Origin of the sequence: Micromonospora sp. DT68, assembly GCF_049847245.1 — a bacterium.
Classification (GTDB): domain Bacteria; phylum Actinomycetota; class Actinomycetes; order Mycobacteriales; family Micromonosporaceae; genus Micromonospora; species Micromonospora profundi.
On sequence record NZ_JBNCNZ010000002.1, the window covers coordinates 18,942 to 36,563 of the forward strand.

The window sequence follows — 17,622 nt, forward strand, 5'->3', positions numbered from 1 at the left end:
CTCGCAGCGCGCGCTAGATCTGTTCAGCCACTCGCGTTTGGACACAACGCGAAATGAGGTGTCGCTCCGGTTGAGCCGCGGCGCGGCATAGACACGTACTGTTTTGTTCCCTTGCCGATCATGAAGGATGTGGGATGGCAGAACCCGAGGAATCCGAGAACGAACTAACCATCCCCGTCGACTACGTACCCGGCGCGCGCGGTCATGCTGTTCTCGCCGTCGGCCCCGACACCGACGGCGCGGAGGCCGTGGCCGTGTGGCGGCTCAGCCCTACCGGACGCGCTGGCGGGGCGTGGGTGGTGCGCCTCGCTGATGTCCTGCGGGACGACCAGTTCCGTCAAATCATGTGGATGTTGCAGGGACGATGCCTGGTCGGGTGGGACCGAGAGACGCCTGCCGCGATCCTGAACAAGGTTGCCCACGTACTGCCAGACGAACTGATCAGCACGCTGCGGGGGCACGTGCTGGCCATCCCAGAGCTTCTCACCGAAATCAGCGAACGCCGGGCCTCTTACGCCGAAGCAGTCGACCGGCAGCGTGCGGTGTCCAAGTCGAAGCTGGCGCCGCTCGGCTGGGCCACCGAGATGCCGGATCACGAGGATCTAGCGAACCGGCTCGCTCGGCAGCCCCGGGCCGCCTCGCCAGTCGCGGCGACGGCCCTGGCCCTGACGTCGGCTGTCGCCATGACCGCGCAACTCTGGCAGGACACAGAGCAGGCGCGGTATCGCCGAAAGTATCTGCGCGATCTGGGCGAGCCTCAGCCGCTGCCTCCACGGTGGTTGGCCCGGCTGCGGGCCGCCGCCGACACCTCTGCTTTGGCCACGGTATAAGGAGCCGACTCGACGTGTACGCAGTCATCGACCTGGAAACGACGGGCCTGCGCACCAGCTGGCACGACCGCATGGTCGAGGTCGCCGTGATCCAGCTGGACGGCGCTGGTCAGGTGACGAACGAATGGTGCAGCCTGGTCAACCCCAACCGGGACCTCGGGCCGCAACTCATCCACGGCATTTCGGCCGCCGAGGTACGACACGCGCCAGAGTTCAGCCGACTCGCGGGCCACCTCGCCAGCCTTCTACGCGGGAGAGTGCTGGTCGCCCACAACCTGCACTTCGACGCCGCTTTCCTCCTCGCCGAGTATCGCCGGCTGGGAGTCGAACCGCCGATCAGCACGACAGAGGGTCTGTGCACTATGCGGCTTGCCGCGCACTTCCTTCCGTCGGCCGGCCGCAGCCTGCGCGACTGCTGCCGCGCGGCAGGGTTGCTGCCGCACCAGGAACACTCCGCTCTGCACGACGCGCGGGCAGCGGCGCAACTGCTAGCCCGCTACCTGCGGGACGCAGGCACGCCGCTGCCATGGACGTCCGTAGTAGACGCCGCTGCGGCTACCCCTTGGCCGCCCTTGGCTAGCGAAGCAGTGGTTCCGGTGCCTCGCCGAAATCCCGGGCACCAGGCCGAGCACTTCCTGGCCCGTCTGGTGGACCGGCTTCCGAGGATCCGCGAGCCGCAAGGTGACGCCTACCTGGAACTGCTCGACCGGGCACTGCTTGACCGGCACATCTCCGCCAGCGAGGCCGACGCGCTCGTCGCTACGGCCGAAGATCTCGGCCTCGCCCGAGTCGACGTCGACCACCTGCACCGTACCTACCTGGCAGGTCTGGCCGGTGTGGCGCTCGAGGACAGAGTCCTCACGTCGGCTGAGCGCCACGACTTGGACGAGGTTGCCTCGTTGCTGGGGCTGCAGGCCACCGATGTCGACCACGCCCTCAAGACCGCCCGTGACGCCGGCGTGATCCCGCCTGGCACCAACCAGTGGCGGCTCCAATCCGGCGACGTGGTGGTCTTTACTGGGGCGATGGAACCACCTCGGTCGTCATGGGAAGACGAGGCCCGAGCCGCAGGGCTGCAGGTCGGTGACAACGTCACAAAGAAGACCCGACTCCTGGTGGCCGCCGACCCCGACTCGATGTCCGGTAAAGCCAAGAAGGCCCGCCAGTACGCGGTTCCGGTTGTCCACCCGGTCGCGTATCAGCGCATGCTCGCCAACCTCTAAGGAGTTCGAAGGCATGGCTACAGAGTCCCTCGAGGGGCCGGTTCCGGAAGATGCCGTACGTGGGCAGCGCGTCCTCGACCTCTTGGACAAGGCACTCGACGCCCAGGGCGCCATGGTGCGCAAGAACATCGCCCGTGCCCGCCAGCGGAACCCGGAGGCGACGCCTGCCGAGGTGATTCGCAATCTGGAGCGGATGTATGTCAGCGCCCTGACCGGGACGGGTGCTGCCGTCGGTGGAGCCGCTGCGGCGCCCGGCGTCGGCACCGGCGTCGCGCTGGCGCTATCGGCCGGCGAGCTGTTCTCGTCTCTCGAGCTGAGTGCTCTCTTCGCGCTCTCGATCGCCGAGGTCCACGGCGTCCCCATCGATGAACTCGAACGTCGCCGGACCATCGTTATGGGAATCATGCTGGGCGGGTCCGGCTCCGCCACGATAACCAAGGTCGCCGAGCGAACGGGGCAACACTGGGGACGTCAGGTTGTCGCCAAGGTGCCCGCCCAGACGCTGCGCCAGATCAACAAGATCCTGGGGAAGAACTTCGTCACCAGGTACGGCACCAGACAGGGAGTCATCGTTCTCGGTCGAGCGGCACCGTTCGGTATCGGCGCCGTGATTGGTGGTGGCGCCAATGCTGCCCTCGCCACTCTGGCTGTACGCGCTAGTCGTCGCGCATTCGGCCCTCCCCCGACGTCGTGGCCAGGGCAGGAACCCGACACCTCGCCAACGGTCGAGAGCACGGACGGTGAATCCTCGATTCACTGAAGGACGTCGAGCAGCTCCACGTTCACCCCGGATCAAGCCTCCGCTGGCCGGGCAGCTCGTGCCGATAGGGTCCAGGTAACGGGCGACGAAAGGCGGACCAACCATGGCGATTCCCCATCTGACGGCTGGTGACGGCACGTCGTTGCCGGCGATCGGACTCGGCACGTACCAGCTGAACGGCTCGGCGGGGGTCGACGCGATCGGTCAGGCGATACGGGCGGGCTACCGGTTGATCGACTCGGCGGTGAACTACGAGAACGAGGGTGCGGTGGGCCGGGCCGCCCGTTCGGTGGGCGACGTGCGGGACGAGTTGGTCGTCACCTCGAAGCTGCCGGGGCGGCACCACCGCTTCGACGAGGCGCTGACCACCATCGAGGAGAGCGTGTTCCGCACCGGCCTCGACCGGATCGACCTGTATCTCATCCACTGGCCCAACCCGAAGGTCGACCTGTACGTGCAGGCGTGGCGGGCACTGATCGAAGCCCGCGAGCGTGGCCTGGTCCGGAACATCGGTCTGTCCAACTTCCTGCCCGAGCACATCGACCGCCTGGTGGCCGAGACCGGGGTCGCCCCGCTGGTCAACCAGATCGAGGTGCATCCGTACTTCCCGCAGCAGCAGGCGATCGACTATCACCGGGCGCAGGGGATCCTCGTGCAGGCGTGGAGCCCGTTGGGCCATGGCAACGACGTGCAGCAGCACCCGACGGTCGTGGACATCGCGTCCGCACACGGCATCAGCCCGGCGCAGGCCATTCTCGCCTGGCACCTGGCCCGCCAGGTGATCCCGCTGCCCAAGGCCGCCTCCCCGCAGCGGCAGGCGGAGAACCTGGACGTCTTCGGCATCAAGCTCAGCGACGCGGAGGTCGAGGCCATCTCGGCGCTGGGCCGCCCTGACGGGCGTCTCGCTGACCAGGACCCGGCGGTGTACGAGGAGTTCTGAGCGAAACGCCGCAGCGCCATCGTGCGATTGGCCGATGAGGTGCGGCTCGGCAATTACCGAATGTGATGTCTGGGTGGGGCGGATGCCATGAGGAGCGTGATGACTGGGAGGTATCAATATTCCTCTGAGTCATCACGCTCGTTGGCAGGACCGCCGCCAGCCGAGAGAACCCACCCGACGATCACGACCCGGTCGACGCGCGCGGGGCGAGGCGCACCGCGCAGGGCGACGCGCGACGCGCACGGGGCGACGCGCGACGCGCACGGGCCGACGCGCGACGCGCGCGGGCCGACGGGCGACGGGCGACGCGCGCGCTTGGGCGTAACGGGTGATCTGCCGACGGTCCGGGGCACCCCGACGTAGCGTGAAGCCGTGTCGACGAAAGATGTACTCACCAGGGCTGACCTCGCCGAACTTCGCCGCTCTGCGCTCGGCACGGCCAACCCGCTCGGTGTCGCCGCCGACATCGCCGAGGCGGTGCAGCAGGGCAGGCTGGAGGATCCGGACGACGCCGGGGACGCGCTGACGCTCGCCGCCGAGATCGCGGAGATCCGGGCGAGGCCGGATGCCGCCCTGCGGTACGCGGACAGCGCCCTGGCGGCGTACCCGACTGGTGATGACCCCCGGGCCGGCTTCGCCCGGGCGCTGCGGGCACGGGCCCTGTTGCAGGCCGGCGGCCGGGACGACGAGGCGATGGCGGAGCTGACCGCGCTGCGCCCGTTGCTGCTCGTACAACCCGATGCCCCCGCGTACGTGAGTGCGGCGTTGGACGCCGCCGGCCGTTCGGCGATCGCCGAAAGGTGGCTGAGCGAGGCGGTCGACACTCTGCTCGGCGAGCGGGCGACCGCCGCCGGTGCGTCGGCGCAGGCGATCACCGCCGTCGAACCTGCGGTGGAGGTGGGGCCGCCCGAGTCGCCCGGGGTCCTGTTCTTCCTGTTGCAGCAGCGCCACCGGGTCCGCCGGAATCTCAACCTGCCGCACGACCGGCACGACGATCTGGCGGACCGCGTGGAGGCTCAGCTCGTCCGCCGGGCGGGGGAACGGGGCGGCGGTGAACCGGATCTGATCTTCTGGCCCCGGGCCGAGTTCGACCGGCTGCTCTCCACACACGCGGAGCTGACCGAGGTGTACGGGCCGGACTGGGACGCACACCGGGCGCGGCTGGAGAAGGAGCTGGTGCGGCTTGCCGACGCCGGCCAGGTCGGGCTGGTGGTGCTCAGAGCGACTGTCGACGGGCTGGACGGCTTCGCCGGCCGGAAGGACAGCGACCCGGCCGACGGGGAGGTCCGAGCCGGCTACGCGCGGGAGTTGGCGGCCCGGCCGGCGGCGCGGATCCCCTGGCCGCCCGAGCGCAACGACGCCTGCTGGTGCGGTTCGGGCCTCAAGTACAAGAAGGACTGCCTGCCGCGGTCCCGCGGCTGAGCGCGCCGGCTACCTCGCGGTGTGTCGCTGGTAGTGGCGGGCGACGCGGGCCCGGTTGCCGCAGGAGGGCTTGCACCACTCCTGACGCGGGTGGTCCTTGACGAAGTAGCGTACGCAGCGGGGCGCGGGGCAGGCGCGCAACTGCTCGCGGGTCGCACCGGCGAGGAACTCGATGACGGCCCGGGCCAGCCCTGCCGGGAGTGCCAACCGGACCTCGGTCGCCTCGCCGTGCCAGGCCAGCACCGGTGTGCCCTCCTGCTCCCAGGTCAGTACGGGCCGGACGGGCACCGTCGCGGCGGCCTGGTTGAGCCGGTCGACAGCCTCCGGCGGGGAGAGCAGCGAGGTGGAGTCGGCTCGGCTCGGTGGGCCCGGTCGGACGGCGACGGCGAACAGGGTACGGGCGGCGCGGCGCACGGCGACCACGTCGAGGCGGGTCCGCTCGTCGACCTCAACGCGGGAGGTGTCGCACCTGGCGACGTACTCGCGCAGTGGTTCGGCGTGCTCGCGGAGCCAGGCGGTCAGGCCGGCGACGTCGGCGAGGTCGTCGGCGACGCCGCCGTTGCCGTCGTGCCGGATCGTGCTGACCAGGGCGAGCGCGAGCTGTGCGGACATCGGTGCCTCTCCCGTACGCGGCTTGTGTGGCCGGTGTCGCCAAGTGTAGCGTCCCTAATGGTTGACGCATTCTTAATGCATTAGGGGGCAGTCGTGTTGGTCATCGCGCACCTCAGTGACACCCACCTCGACGGGCACCCCCGATCGGCCGAGCGGGCCGCCCGGGTCATGGACCACCTGCACGCCCTGCCGCGACCGGTCGACGCGATCCTGATCACCGGGGACATCGCCGATCACGGGGAGGTGTCCGAGTACGAGACCGCCGCGAGACTCTTCGACTCTCCCCTACCGGTCCTGATGTGCCCCGGCAACCACGACGTGCGTGCCGCGTACCGCAAGGGTCTGCTCGGGGACGACGGCGGCGGCACCGGCCCGATCAACGCCCGGCACGACGTGGCCGGCGCGGTGTTCCTCCTGGCCGACTCGTCCGTGCCCGGCGAGGACCACGGCCACCTGGACGACGAGACTCTGGCATGGCTCGCCGACGAGTTGGCTTCGGTGCCGGCGGGAGCGCCGACGTTCGTCGCCCTGCACCACCCGCCGGTCGTGCTGCACCATCCGGTCATCGACGCGATGCGGTTGCTGCAGGTCGATCCCCTGGCCGCCCTGGTCGCCGCCCACCCGCAGGTCGTCGCCGTGCTGACCGGGCATTTCCACACGGCCGCCGCGAGCACGTTCGCCGACCGTCCGCTGCGGATCGCGCCGGGTGTGGTCTCCACACTGCGGATGCCGTGGGAGGGCGACCGGCCGCTGACCACCCAGACCCAGCCGCCCGGCGTCGCGTTCCACGTGTACGACGACAGCGGCCTCTTCACCACCCACTACCGGGTGGTGGTCTGAGCGTGCGCGGCGTGGCCGTGCTCGGCTTCCTGGTCGCCGTCGCGCCGATAACCGCCACACCTGGTGCGAGCCTGACGCTTGTCGTCTCGCGGGTCGCCACCGGCGGTCGGCGGCAGGGGTGGTGGGTGATCCTGGGTACGGTCACAGGGCTCTACCTGCACGCCACACTTGCCGCCGTCGGCCTGGCCGCGCTGGTGCTCCGGTCGGCGCAGGCGTTCTGGGTCGTCAAGCTCGTCGGTGCTGCCTACCTGGTCGGGCTCGGGCTGTGGATGCTGTTCTCCGCAGCCCGGCGCTCCCCGTCGACCACGGCACCGCCGGCCCGCACGCGCCGACTGCCGTGGCGGGTGGACCACCCCTACCTCCAGGGGCTGCTGGGCAACGTCCTGAATCCCAAGGCCGCCGCCATCTACCTCACCCTCGCACCGCAGTTCCTCGAACCGGGCCGTCCCGTCCTGGTGCCCATGCTGCTCCTCGCCACGGCGCACTCCGCGCTGCACACCTGTTGGCTGGCCGGGTGGACTGTCGTCTCCGGCGCCGCCGGCCGGCTGCTCCGGACGGCCGCCGTCCGACGGGTGCTGGACCGGCTGACCGGGGTGATCCTGCTCGGCCTCGGCGTACGGGCTGCGGTGACCTGAGGCGATCCTGGGTGACGCGTCCGGCGGGTACCGTTAGCGTCCCTGTCTGGATCATCGAGATCCGTTGTCACCGGAGGAGTCGCCGATGTTCGAGGAGTTCATGGGCCTTCCCGCCCACCCTCTCGTGCTGCACGCCGCTGTCGTGTTCGTGCCGCTGCTGGCCCTCCTCACGGTCGGGTACGCGTTCGTCCCGCCGATCCGCCCGCACACCCGCTGGGTGCTGGGGTTGCTGGCCGTGGGGGCACCGCTGTCCGCGCTGCTGGCGAAGCTCTCCGGTGACGCCTTCTTCGACCGCATGCGGTCGGCCAACCGGGTCACCCCCGAGTTCCTGCCGAAGCTGGAGGCACACCAGGAGTTCGGCGACTTCACGCTGTGGGCGAGCATCGGTCTGGCGATCGTGGCCCTGGCCCTGGTCCGGTTCGTCGCGCCGCGAACCGCCGAAGGGAACGCGGACGCGCGACAGGGCCGGGCGCTCACTGTGGCGTTGCAGGTGTTGTCGCTGGTGGCCGCAGGTGTCGCCGTGTACTACGTGATCCGTACCGGGGACTCGGGCGCGAAGGCGGTCTGGGAGGGCCAGTGATCGGCCCGGACAGCGGTGGTGCGGCCCTGTTGAAGCGGGCCGCACCACCGTGTTGACCGTCAGCCCGCGGCGTACGCCCGGATGATGGTCTGGTCGATGCCGCTACCGCTGTCGCCGTCGGCCTTCACCCGCAGCGAGACGGTGCCGGCCCGGGGCAGCTCGGCCCGGTAGGTGTCCCCGCTGCGGGTGACCCGGGCCGTTTTCCAGGTGACGCCGTCGTCGGTGGAGGTCCACACCTGGAACGAGGTCACCTTCTGCGCCTTGACGCCGTGCGCCTGGCGGACGGCGAACTCGGCGGTGCCGCCGGTGGGATGGTTGGCGGTGTCCATCGGCAGCGCGTAGTCGACAGCGAACAGCGGCAACGGCACGCTCCCGGTCCCGTCCGGGCCGGCGGACCGGAACGTCCACGAGGTGGAGACCTTCGTGGAGATCGGCAGGATCAGGCTCGTGTCGACGTCGAGGGTCATCCGGTAGTCGGCGGCCTGCTGCCCGACGGTGATGTCGGCGTACGGCAGGTCCCGCTTCTCGACGAGTGTGCCGTTGCGGTACAGCGACAGGTTGCGCTTCACCCCGATCGCGTTGTTCTGCAGGCAGTCGGCGCGCTGGTGCTGGTCGGTCAACGACACCAGGTCGATGTGCAGGTTGCCCCGGGTCCGTGACGGAGGCGTGGCGCAGGTCCAGCCGTTGTCGGCCGGGTCGTCGTACCAGCCGGAGTGCAGCGGCTGCCGCGCCCAGATCTTCGACTGCCGGCTGCCCGGCTGGTAGCGGCGAGGCGCCTCCTGGGCCGACAGTCCACCGTAGACACCCTCGTCGGCCCAGACGATCTCCGGCGACAGGTAGTCGGTGCGGTACGGCGGCAGGTTGCCCTCGTGGGTCTGGGTCACGCCCAGCCCGTCGGCTGTGAAGCCGGTCCGGATCAGCTGGGTGACCATTCCCGGCGAGTCCATCTGGTGGAAGCGCTGGTCGATGCGGGCCAGGCGGGCCTGCTCGGCTCTGCTCACCCGGTAGGCGGGGTCGGCCGGCACGCCATTGGGATACTCGTGCACCAGGTTGTAGCGGTACGGCATGGCCGTGCCTGCGGGCGAGTTGAGGTTGACGGCCGCCCAACCGCGCCGCGATCCGACGCTGGGCTTCGGCAACGGGGAGGTACGGACGCTCGTCGCGGCCCCGTACCCGTTGACCTGACTCCACCAGGCCTGGCCGTTCGGCGCGGTCTGGAGGATGGTGAAGTCGACGCGCGTCGGCGTGGTGGCGACCCCGTCGACAGTCGCCGTCACCGGCCTGGCGCGGGCCGGATCCAGCGTCACGGTGCGGGGGCCTGTCACGTTCAGGTCGGACTCGCCCATGAGCGTCGACTCCAGCACGTCACTGTCGACGTAGTAGGCGGCGGACGAGCCGAGGATCGCGTACCGGCCGGCGGGCACCCGGACGGTGAAGGTCTCACCGGGTACGCCGCTGGGCCCACCGTAGTAGAGGAGTGGGTCGGTGAGGTTGGCGACCAGGACGTTGATCCAGCTCTCCGCACCCTCGGAGAGGTCGGGCAGTGGCTTGGTGCGGATCGTCAGGTCGTAGCTGGGCTGCTCGACGTAGAAGCTGACCGGGGTGGTCGACGCCAGCTTGCGTCCGGGGCCGCGGGCGGTGACGGTGGCCAGGTAGAAGCCGGGTCGCGCGGCAAGCGCCGCGCGGTTGATCCGCACTGTCGCGTTGGCGGTGCTGCCGCGCTTGAGCGTCACCCGGCTCGTCGACAGCGACACCGCACCGCGTGGCACGGCCTGGCCGTCGTGGTTGACGATCGACACGTCGAGGTCGAGGTGGGTCGTCGCCGGGGAGGCGTCGCCGGTCCAGGTCAGCTTCGTCTCGTTGGTCCCCGACTGCGGGTACGCGAACGTGCCGAGGTTGACCACCGGCTGGTCGCTTGTCGGGCCGCCGAGCGCGCGGGCCGCGTTGAGCCGGCCGGCTCCGACGGCGTACGGGTCGACGCCGGTCAGCGGGTCGGCCGCACCGACGAGCGCCGCCTTGAGCCGCTCCCCCGTCCAGTCCGGGTGCCGCTGGGCGAGCAGGGCAGCCGCGCCCGCCACGTGCGGGGCGGCCATCGAGGTGCCGGTGCTCCCCTCGTAGAACTTGTCGATCGGGTCCTGGAGGTTGGTTCCGGCGGCGCGGGCGGCCACGATGTCGACACCGGGCGCGACAAGCTCCGGCTTGGCCACGCGGCTGGTGACAAGCGGGCCACGGCTGGAGAAGTCGGCGAGCCGGTCGTCCCGGTCGACAGCGCCGACGGTCAGGGCGCTGGCGGCGGAGCCGGGCGAGGAGATCGCGCCACCGCTGTTGCCGGAGGCGATCACGAACAGCGCACCGGTCCGCTCGCTGAGCGCGTCGACGGCGAGCGAGAGCGGGTCGCTGCCGTCGTCCGGGTAGCTGCCGCCGAGGCTCATGTTGACCACGTCGGCGCGGGCGGCGGCCCACTCCATGCCGGCGATGATGCCGGAGTCCTCGCCGGAGCCGTGGTCGTCGAGGACCTTGCCGATGACCAGGTTGGCGGCCGGAGCCACGCCGCGACGCTGGCCGTTGGAGGCCGCGCCGGTGCCGGCGATCGTCGACGCGACGTGCGTACCGTGGCCGTTGTGGTCGACGGCGTCGCCGCCCTCGGCGGTGAAGTCGGCCCGGTCGACGACGCGGCCTGCCAGGTCGGGGTGGGTGAAGTCGGCGCCGGTGTCGAGCACCGCGACCCGGACACCCTTGCCGGTGTAGCCGGCCTTCCAGGCATCAGGCGCGGCGACCTGCACCAGGTTGCGGTCGAGGCCGGTGGGCTTGCCGACGCCGGTAAGCGCGGTGGCGCGGACCTTGCGGTCGAGCCACACCTTCTTCGCACCGGCGAGCAGGGAGTCGGTGGCGAGCTTCGCGGTGGCCGGGCTCTTCTTGGGTACGCGGCCGGCGACTGCGCCGATGCTGGGCAGCGCCAGCACGTCGCCGAGCGCGGCCGCCCGGGCGGAGGCGGTGGAGGGCTGCACGATGAGCGGCAGTTCAGTGGTGTTCTGGTCGTCGTACCCGTCGGCGATCAGCACTGTGACGTCGAAGAGGTCGGGATCGAGGACCGGGCCGACCTGGGACGCGACGCGGGCGGGGATGACGTGCAGGTGGCCGTCCGGACCGCAGGTCTGGTGGATGACCGAGTTGGGGTCGGCGGGTTGCACAGTGGCGTGCGGGCATCCCGATCCGGTGGCCCGTACGGTCACCACGTCCCCGGTAAGCAGGGTGACGGTGTGTGTTTTCCGGTCGGTGGCGGTGTCGGGCGCACTGGGTCGGCTGAGCCCGTCGGGGCTGGCAGTGGCGGTGCCTCCCGGTAGGGCGGTCAGCGCCGTGGCCGTGACGGCGACGGCCAGTAGCCACCGCGTTCTCTTGAGCATCCTGCTCCCTGTCTCATGTGGACAAACACGCCTTTTCGGCGCTGCGCGCAAGATCATATGCACGTGTACGTGATCTTCGGAGCCCCTGGAAGACACCTTTCCTTCGCCCACCTGACAAGGGTTTCGGCCATGTGTCGCCGCCGTACACGGTTCGATGTCGGTTCGATTGCCGCCCCCGGTCGGGGCGCGCAACCGGCCGTCCCACGCGGACGTGTTCACCTACGACGCCGCCCGACGGGATCGACGGAACGTCGCCCCGGACCTAGCATGACGGCGAATGGATCTTCGAGATTGGCCCCTGCCGCGACCCGGCAACCAGCCCAACCGAAGGGAGACGCGCATGCGTCGACCCCGCCATCTGGCCCTACTCAGCGTCAGCGTGTCCGGCGCCCTGGTCCTCAGCGCAGCCCCGGCCTCGGCGACCCCACCCGCGGTGGCCGCCACCCCCACCGGCATCGTGGTCGCCGACGGCATGACCCAGCCGGTGTTCTCGCTTGCCGACGCCATCGAGGAGCGGGTGTACGTCCAGACCCCGCTGGACACCGACCACGACGGCCGCCCCGACCGGGTGGCCATCGACATCTCCCGACCCCGGGAGACCGCCACGCAGGGCTTCAAGGTGCCTGTCATCTTCGAGCACAGCCCGTACCGCAAGGGCACCTGGGGTGACGTGCCGTACCCGAGCGTGCTTGTCGACGACCTGCCGCAGAACGGCCTCACCGACCGGTCCGGGCATCGGGCGCTCGACATGGGCGTCCAGCGGGCCGAGGCGAAGGCGAACCTGCCCGGCTCGCTTGACGACTACTACGTCCAGCGCGGGTACGCCGTGGTGCTCGGTCAGAGCGTCGGCACCGGCGACTCGGACGGCTGCCCGACCAGCGGCGACCAGGCCGAGACGCTGGGCACCAAGGCCGTCATCGACTGGCTCAACGGGCGGGCAAAGGGGTACGACGCGAGCGGCGCCCCCGTCACCGCCGGCTGGACCACGGGCGCGGTGGGCATGACCGGCGTCTCCTACAACGGAACGCTGCCGAACCAGGTGGCCACCACAGGCGTCAAGGGTCTGAAGACCATCGTGCCGGTCTCGGCGATCAGCAGCTGGTACGACTACTACCGGGCCAACGGTCTGGTCGTCGCGCCCGGCACCTACCAGGGTGAGGACCTCGATGTCCTGGCCCAGTACACGGCCGGGCAGGCACGGGCCGAGGGGCAGTGCGCCGACGAGATCGCAAAGATCACCGCGGAGCAGGACCGGGTGACCGGTGACTACTCGAAGTTCTGGCAGGAGCGCGACTACTACGACGCCCGCGACGTCAAGGCGAGCGTCTTCGTCGTGCACGGCCTCAACGACTGGAACGTCAAGACCGGACACTTCGCCGGCTGGTGGGACCAGCTCGCCAAGCGGGACGTGCCGCGCAAGATCTGGCTGCACCAGGGCGGGCACGGCGGTCCGGGAAGCAGCGCCTCGGTGACCCTGCCCGACGGTCGGACGTGGACCTACAAGCAGACCGAGAACCGCTGGTTCGACTTCTGGCTGTGGAACGTCCGCAACGGGATCATGGACGAGCCGACCGCCGTGTTGCAGCGGGAGGACCGGGCCTACACGACGTACGCCAACTGGCCCGACCCGGCGGCGCGTGAGGTCGGGCTGCGGTTCTCCGCCGACGACGCAACCGCCCCGGGAGCGCTCACCACTGGCAAGCCGCCGAAGGCGAAGGTCGAGCAGAGCTTCGTCGACGAGGGCCGGACCATCGGCCCGGACACCCTGGTCGCCAACCCGGACGCGGCAAGCGCCAACCGGCTCGTCTACCGCTCCCCCGAGCTGACCCAGAGCGTGCGGATCTCCGGTCGCCCCGAAATGCGGCTGCGGATGGCCATCGACAACAAGCCGGACGCGAACCTGACGGCGTACCTGGTCGACTACGGCCCGGTGGGCTCGACCGCAACGCCGACAGTGGTGACCCGGGGTTGGATGGACCCGCAGAACCGCAAGAGCGCCGAGCGCACCAAGCCGGTCAAGCAGGGCAAGCTGTACGACTACCGGTGGACGATGGAGCCGAAGGACTACGTCTTCCCGGCTGGCCACCGGATCGGTGTGGTCGTCTTCTCCAGCGACCAGGAGTACACCCTGCTGCCGCTTGGCGGCACCCGGCTGCGGGTCGCGCCGAACGACAGTGAGCTGCGGCTGCCGGTGGTCGGCGGACGGGCCGTGCTCGGCTTCTGACGTCAGTCGTCAGGTGGGGCGGTCCGGCACGTCGGGCCGGCACGTGGCTGTCAAAACGTTCGACCGGGTACGCAGGGATGTGGCACGGTCGTCGGGTGCCGGTATCCCGTCGTGACATCCTGCTGTGGCAGTTCGATTTGACCTGGTCGCTGTTCGAGTACCACCTGGAACGGCTGGAGCCGGCCGACGTCCTCTGGGAGCCTGCCGCACACTGCTGGACGGTGCGCCCGGACGCCGACGGCGGATGGGCGCCGGACTGGGCTGACGTCGAGCCCGACCCGATCCCCGTCCCGACGATCGGGTGGCTCACCTGGCACATCGGCTGGTGGTGGACTGTCGCCATCGACCACGCTCAGGGGCGTACGCCACGGGAGCGCACCGCGATCGGCTGGCCCGGCGACGGCGACAGGGCTGTGGCGTGGCTGCGTGACCTCCGTACCGAATGGTTGGCGGTGTTGAACCGGCTCGACGACGCCGACCTCGACGGTGTCGCGCCGTTTCCCTGGCAGGGCGACCCGGCACACACCGTCGCCCACATGATCGCCTGGGTGAACGGCGAACTCATGAAGAACGCTGCCGAGATCGGTCAGCTCCGCCTGCTGCGCCACGCACGCGGGTAACGCCCCGACCATCGCAGGTGCGGTGCAGGGCCTCCCCTAAGGAAGGCGGGGGTGCGCCCTGGTGGCGCAGGGCGCACCCCGACCGTCTACTCCTGTTCTGTCGCCGGCGTGAATGTCACGCGCGAGCGGATCTGCCGGAAGCCGGTCCGTTCCAGCTCGGCCAGCACCGCGGCCCGGTGGGCGTCCACGTCGGCGATCACCTCCCGGGCACCGTCCTCGGCCAGCACCCGGACCGCCTCGACCAGCAACTCGCCCCGGACGGCGTCGTCGAGCAGGCCGAGGTAGGCAATCAGTGGGAAGCAGGCGTCGCCGGTCGGCCTGACAAGGCCCACCGGCTCACCGTCGGCCAACCCGACCGTCCACTGCTCGGTCGAATCCCCCAGCCAGGCCAGGGGGTCCGTGGCCAGGTCGACTCCGCCGACACCCTGCGCGGTCTCCACCCCGGTCAGCACGTCCGGCTCGGCGATCCGGGCGACCAAGGTGTTGATCTCCGCTTTGTCGAGGGGCCTGCGGAACGTGTACCGCCCGGAGGTGGCCGGGAGCGGCGTGCCTGTCCAGGAGCACCGCAGCCGTTCTCCGCGCTCGACAAGCCCGGCCAGCCGAGCGGCCTCCATCGGGGCGCTGACCACTGCCAGCACCTCCTGTCGACGCCTCCAGTGCGCCGGCAGGGCGGCGTAGTACACGCCCGGCCCTCCGAGCGCCTCGTGGGCGGCGCGCAGCAGCGCGGCCCCCACCTCCGGCTCGGCGACCAGGTCGAACCGGTCCAGCCAGGGGGTGCCGACGGCCCCGGGCGGGAGGAGCCAGGCCGCCCTACCGACCACCTGGCCGCCGCGCAGGACGACCCAGGTGTGCTCGGGCCGGTAGCCGCCGCCAGCGACGCCGTCGGCGTACGCGATCTTGCGCAACTGCGGCAGTGGATCGGGCATGGAGTCGAACAATTCTTCCTCGCCCGCGACGAGCGGGCGGATGACCAGGTCGGTCATGGCAGGTCCTCCGGAAGGCGCGCGCCCCGGTCAGATCCGCGTGGACGCCGGGACGCGGAGGGGGCGCAGAACATCGGACATTGTTCTGACCTCCTCTCAGGCTCGACGGCGTGCCCGCGAAGTTACCCGACGCGCTCGCCGGTCACAAGGCAGACGGCGCCACGTCCCGCGTCGACTACAACGTTGGGTTGGTCTGCGAGCCGCGCCCGTGGAGCACCCCGTCGGCGACGGCGATCCCAACCATGATCAACCCCGCGACGGCGGCCACGGCGACCGGCGGAAGGAAGGCCACAGGCGGCGCCGCCACGATCAGCACCAGCGCGCCGATCGGCAGCACCCCGGAGCGCGGCCGAATCGCGGATCGCTCCAGATAGGCGCGCCCGATCAGGAACAGCACCGGGCCGCCAAAGATGATCGCCACCAGCGCCCAGTCGATCGGCGGGTCGGGGTCGTCGATTACCTGCCCGAGCCCGACCGCCGTGCAGATGATGCCGGCGACGATGAGCATCAGACTGAAGCCCGACGACCGGGCCAGGCGCAGCGCGTCCGAGTCCGCGGACTGCCCCGGGGCCAGGTGGTAGAAGTACAGCCGCCAGAACGCCACGACTGTCACGAAGGCAGCCACGAGAGTGACGGTCCGCCCGGTCGAGAAGCCTGGGAAGCTCACCGCGAGCCCTGTCTCCAGCACCACCTCGGCCAGCGCGATCATAAAGAACTGGTTGTACCGCTCCGCCAGGTGCGCCTCGGAAATCCCGAACGGGTTGCTTGGTCGTTTCTCACCAAGGCGGGGCACCGGCCAGTGGGTGGCGGAGCCGACGAGCTCGATGGCGAGGGCGATGCTCCAGAAGACCCCACGCCCGAAGCCCCCGCTGATGCCGCCACCGATCCACAGCACAGCGGAGACCGCGTGCCAGGTGAGTACCCGGGCGGGGAGCCGCCCTCGCGGGTGCCCCCACTGGGCCAGCGTGAGATAGAGCGGCCGGCCCACCTGGATGATGACGTACGTGCAGGCGAAGATCAGACCCCGCTGGCCGAACGCCTGCGGCAGACTGACCGCCAGCACCAGCGTGCCGAACATCGTCGCCAGCAGGATGACCTGGATGTCGGTGCGGCGGGGATCGTAGGTGCTGGACATGACGGCGTTGAGAAACCAGATCATCCACATCGCCGTGAAGAACAGCAGCGTCTGACCCGCCTCCGACAGCAGTGTGTGCCGGACGATGGTCAGGTCGTCGGCGACCCGGCCCGCCAGACGCGCGAGCGCGAAGACGTAGACGACGTCGACGAGCAGCTCCAGGACTGTCGCGCTGCGCGGGCTGCGGCTGTCGGCCAGCCCGCGCGACCAGGAGGGCATCAGCATGCTCGTGCCCGGCCCGCCGGCCGGCAGGTTGGTCCCCGCACGTTGTCAGCTCAGCCGGTAAGGGGCCGCCGGTACGGTCGTGCCGACGATTCCGGCGAATGAGGTGGCCTGCGCCGATGCCATCGCCCGAGCCTCCCCGCCGACCGGTCCACCCCGTACCCGTTGAGGCACTTTATCCCGATCTTCGCGAGCTCCCGTGGGTTATCGCGGATCCGGCTGCGGCCCGACGGCACGGGCTCAACGACCGGACGGGTCCACATGGTTGCGCCACGAGTGCCGGGGTTCGAAGCCCAGGACCCGGCGGGCCTTGTCGATGCTGAGCAGCGTCTCGTGCTCGCCCAACTCCCGGCGGATCTCGACTCCCGGGTAGACCTCCGCCATGAGGCTGGCGCTGGACCTGGTCATGACGGTGTCGGCGTTGGCGATGATGAACACGTCGGCGCCGGGCCGGTCGTGGGCGAGCGCCCGTTCGACCGCCTGCGCGCCGTCGCGGGCGTCGATGTAGCCCCACAGGTTCCAGCGCCGCGCCCGCGGGTCGGCGTCGAACGAGGGGAACGCCGCGTAGTCCTCGACGTCCATCACGTTGGAGAACCGCAGGCCCACCATGACCAGCTCCGGGCTCCAGCGGCAGAAGTGCCGCGCCATCTCCTCTTCAAGGGCCTTGTTCAGCGAGTACGTCGACTCCGGCCGTGGCGCGTACTCCTCGTCGACGGGGGCGTACGGCGGCGGCGTGTCGAACGGCAAGCCGAGCACCGTCTCGCTCGACGCCCACACCACCCGCCTGATGCCGGCGGCCCTGGCCGCGGCGAACACGTTGTACGTGGCGGCGGAGTTGTTGGCGAACGTCGTCGCGTTGGACATCAGCCCGGGAGCGGGTACTGCCGCGAGGTGCACGACGGCCTCGACGCCGCCGGCGTGCTCGTCGGCGCCCCCGGTGAACGCCTCCACCACCTGGCCGTAGTCGGTGAGGTCGGCGAGGAGGAACTCGCCATCCACATCGCGCGGGTCACGTCCACCGGCGCGGTCCACCGCCAGCACGTCGACGCCCACGGCGCGCAGGTGCGCGACCACGGCACGGCCGAGCTTGCCGGTGGCGCCGGTGACGACGACGCGCCAGGGCAAGGCGGGCTTGGTCATCCTGACATCTTCTCCGGTGAGGCGCGGTGCCTAATACGCGGGTATGGCCCGC

The 17,622-nt window shown here is 70.4% G+C and carries 15 protein-coding genes; 10 read left to right on the forward strand and 5 right to left on the reverse strand.

Annotated elements, in window-relative coordinates:
- The first annotated feature begins 134 nt into the window (after positions 1–134).
- From ACPXB1_RS03355 to ACPXB1_RS03375, 5 genes are all read left to right on the forward strand, one after another.
- Positions 135–830 (forward strand): DUF6218 family protein, encoded by a 696-nt coding sequence (locus tag ACPXB1_RS03355; protein WP_425734785.1) that lies wholly within the window; start codon positions 135–137, stop codon positions 828–830.
- A gap of 14 nt (positions 831–844) precedes the next feature.
- The gene (locus ACPXB1_RS03360) at positions 845–2,053 is read left to right on the forward strand and encodes an exonuclease domain-containing protein (RefSeq protein WP_425734786.1); all 1,209 of its coding nucleotides are present in this window, start codon (positions 845–847) and stop codon (positions 2,051–2,053) included.
- Between the two features lie 13 nt (positions 2,054–2,066).
- Positions 2,067–2,813, forward strand: coding sequence for a hypothetical protein (locus tag ACPXB1_RS03365; RefSeq protein ID WP_425734787.1), 747 nt, complete (start codon positions 2,067–2,069; stop codon positions 2,811–2,813).
- Positions 2,814–2,916: 103 nt separating this feature from the next.
- Positions 2,917–3,753: an aldo/keto reductase gene (locus ACPXB1_RS03370; protein ID WP_425734788.1), complete on the forward strand. Its 837-nt coding sequence runs from the start codon at positions 2,917–2,919 to the stop codon at positions 3,751–3,753.
- Between the two features lie 372 nt (positions 3,754–4,125).
- Positions 4,126–5,175, forward strand: coding sequence for an SEC-C domain-containing protein (locus tag ACPXB1_RS03375; protein WP_425734789.1), 1,050 nt, complete (start codon positions 4,126–4,128; stop codon positions 5,173–5,175).
- 9 nt (positions 5,176–5,184) lie between these two features.
- Here ACPXB1_RS03375 and ACPXB1_RS03380 read toward each other — a convergent pair whose 3' ends face one another.
- Entirely contained in the window at positions 5,185–5,787 is a 603-nt protein-coding gene (locus tag ACPXB1_RS03380) for a CGNR zinc finger domain-containing protein (protein ID WP_425734790.1), read from the reverse strand.
- Positions 5,788–5,880: 93 nt separating this feature from the next.
- Here ACPXB1_RS03380 and ACPXB1_RS03385 point away from each other — a divergent pair, with 93 nt between their 5' ends.
- The 3 genes from ACPXB1_RS03385 (at position 5,881) to ACPXB1_RS03395 (ending at position 7,842) form a co-directional block, all read left to right on the forward strand.
- Positions 5,881–6,627, forward strand: coding sequence for a metallophosphoesterase (locus ACPXB1_RS03385; RefSeq protein ID WP_425734791.1), 747 nt, complete (start codon positions 5,881–5,883; stop codon positions 6,625–6,627).
- A gap of 2 nt (positions 6,628–6,629) precedes the next feature.
- Positions 6,630–7,262: a LysE family translocator gene (locus ACPXB1_RS03390; protein WP_053652876.1), complete on the forward strand. Its 633-nt coding sequence runs from the start codon at positions 6,630–6,632 to the stop codon at positions 7,260–7,262.
- Positions 7,263–7,347: 85 nt separating this feature from the next.
- The gene (locus tag ACPXB1_RS03395) at positions 7,348–7,842 is read left to right on the forward strand and encodes a DUF2231 domain-containing protein (protein ID WP_425734792.1); all 495 of its coding nucleotides are present in this window, start codon (positions 7,348–7,350) and stop codon (positions 7,840–7,842) included.
- A gap of 59 nt (positions 7,843–7,901) precedes the next feature.
- Here the strand turns inward: ACPXB1_RS03395 and ACPXB1_RS03400 are convergent, their stop codons facing one another.
- Positions 7,902–11,246 (reverse strand): S8 family serine peptidase, encoded by a 3,345-nt coding sequence (locus tag ACPXB1_RS03400; protein ID WP_425734793.1) that lies wholly within the window; start codon positions 11,244–11,246, stop codon positions 7,902–7,904.
- Between the two features lie 340 nt (positions 11,247–11,586).
- Between ACPXB1_RS03400 and ACPXB1_RS03405 the strand changes: the two genes are divergently transcribed.
- Positions 11,587–13,470: a Xaa-Pro dipeptidyl-peptidase gene (locus ACPXB1_RS03405; RefSeq protein ID WP_425734794.1), complete on the forward strand. Its 1,884-nt coding sequence runs from the start codon at positions 11,587–11,589 to the stop codon at positions 13,468–13,470.
- A 95-nt stretch (positions 13,471–13,565) separates the two neighbouring features.
- Positions 13,566–14,090, forward strand: coding sequence for a DinB family protein (locus ACPXB1_RS03410; protein ID WP_355632748.1), 525 nt, complete (start codon positions 13,566–13,568; stop codon positions 14,088–14,090).
- An 86-nt stretch (positions 14,091–14,176) separates the two neighbouring features.
- Here the strand turns inward: ACPXB1_RS03410 and ACPXB1_RS03415 are convergent, their stop codons facing one another.
- The 3 genes from ACPXB1_RS03415 to ACPXB1_RS03425 all read right to left on the reverse strand — a co-directional run bounded on the left by ACPXB1_RS03415 (position 14,177) and on the right by ACPXB1_RS03425 (position 17,570).
- Positions 14,177–15,073: an acetyltransferase gene (locus tag ACPXB1_RS03415; protein ID WP_355588679.1), complete on the reverse strand. Its 897-nt coding sequence runs from the start codon at positions 15,071–15,073 to the stop codon at positions 14,177–14,179.
- Positions 15,074–15,248: 175 nt separating this feature from the next.
- Positions 15,249–16,433, reverse strand: coding sequence for a low temperature requirement protein A (locus ACPXB1_RS03420; protein WP_355632745.1), 1,185 nt, complete (start codon positions 16,431–16,433; stop codon positions 15,249–15,251).
- A 237-nt stretch (positions 16,434–16,670) separates the two neighbouring features.
- Positions 16,671–17,570, reverse strand: coding sequence for an NAD-dependent epimerase/dehydratase family protein (locus ACPXB1_RS03425; protein ID WP_425734795.1), 900 nt, complete (start codon positions 17,568–17,570; stop codon positions 16,671–16,673).
- Between the last annotated feature and the right edge of the window lie 52 nt (positions 17,571–17,622).

Excerpts from the sequence above, each read along its gene's own strand:
- ACPXB1_RS03355 (WP_425734785.1), top strand. The coding sequence starts at position 135 with ATGGCAGAACCCGAGGAATCCGAGAACGAACTAACCATCCCCGTCGAC.
- ACPXB1_RS03365 (WP_425734787.1), top strand. The coding sequence starts at position 2,067 with ATGGCTACAGAGTCCCTCGAGGGGCCGGTTCCGGAAGATGCCGTACGT.
- ACPXB1_RS03370 (WP_425734788.1), top strand. The coding sequence starts at position 2,917 with ATGGCGATTCCCCATCTGACGGCTGGTGACGGCACGTCGTTGCCGGCG.
- ACPXB1_RS03380 (WP_425734790.1), bottom strand. The coding sequence starts at position 5,787 with ATGTCCGCACAGCTCGCGCTCGCCCTGGTCAGCACGATCCGGCACGAC.
- ACPXB1_RS03395 (WP_425734792.1), top strand. The coding sequence starts at position 7,348 with ATGTTCGAGGAGTTCATGGGCCTTCCCGCCCACCCTCTCGTGCTGCAC.
- ACPXB1_RS03400 (WP_425734793.1), bottom strand. The coding sequence starts at position 11,246 with ATGCTCAAGAGAACGCGGTGGCTACTGGCCGTCGCCGTCACGGCCACG.
- ACPXB1_RS03405 (WP_425734794.1), top strand. The coding sequence starts at position 11,587 with ATGCGTCGACCCCGCCATCTGGCCCTACTCAGCGTCAGCGTGTCCGGC.
- ACPXB1_RS03415 (WP_355588679.1), bottom strand. The coding sequence starts at position 15,073 with ATGACCGACCTGGTCATCCGCCCGCTCGTCGCGGGCGAGGAAGAATTG.
- ACPXB1_RS03420 (WP_355632745.1), bottom strand. The coding sequence starts at position 16,433 with ATGCTGATGCCCTCCTGGTCGCGCGGGCTGGCCGACAGCCGCAGCCCG.
- ACPXB1_RS03425 (WP_425734795.1), bottom strand. The coding sequence starts at position 17,570 with ATGACCAAGCCCGCCTTGCCCTGGCGCGTCGTCGTCACCGGCGCCACC.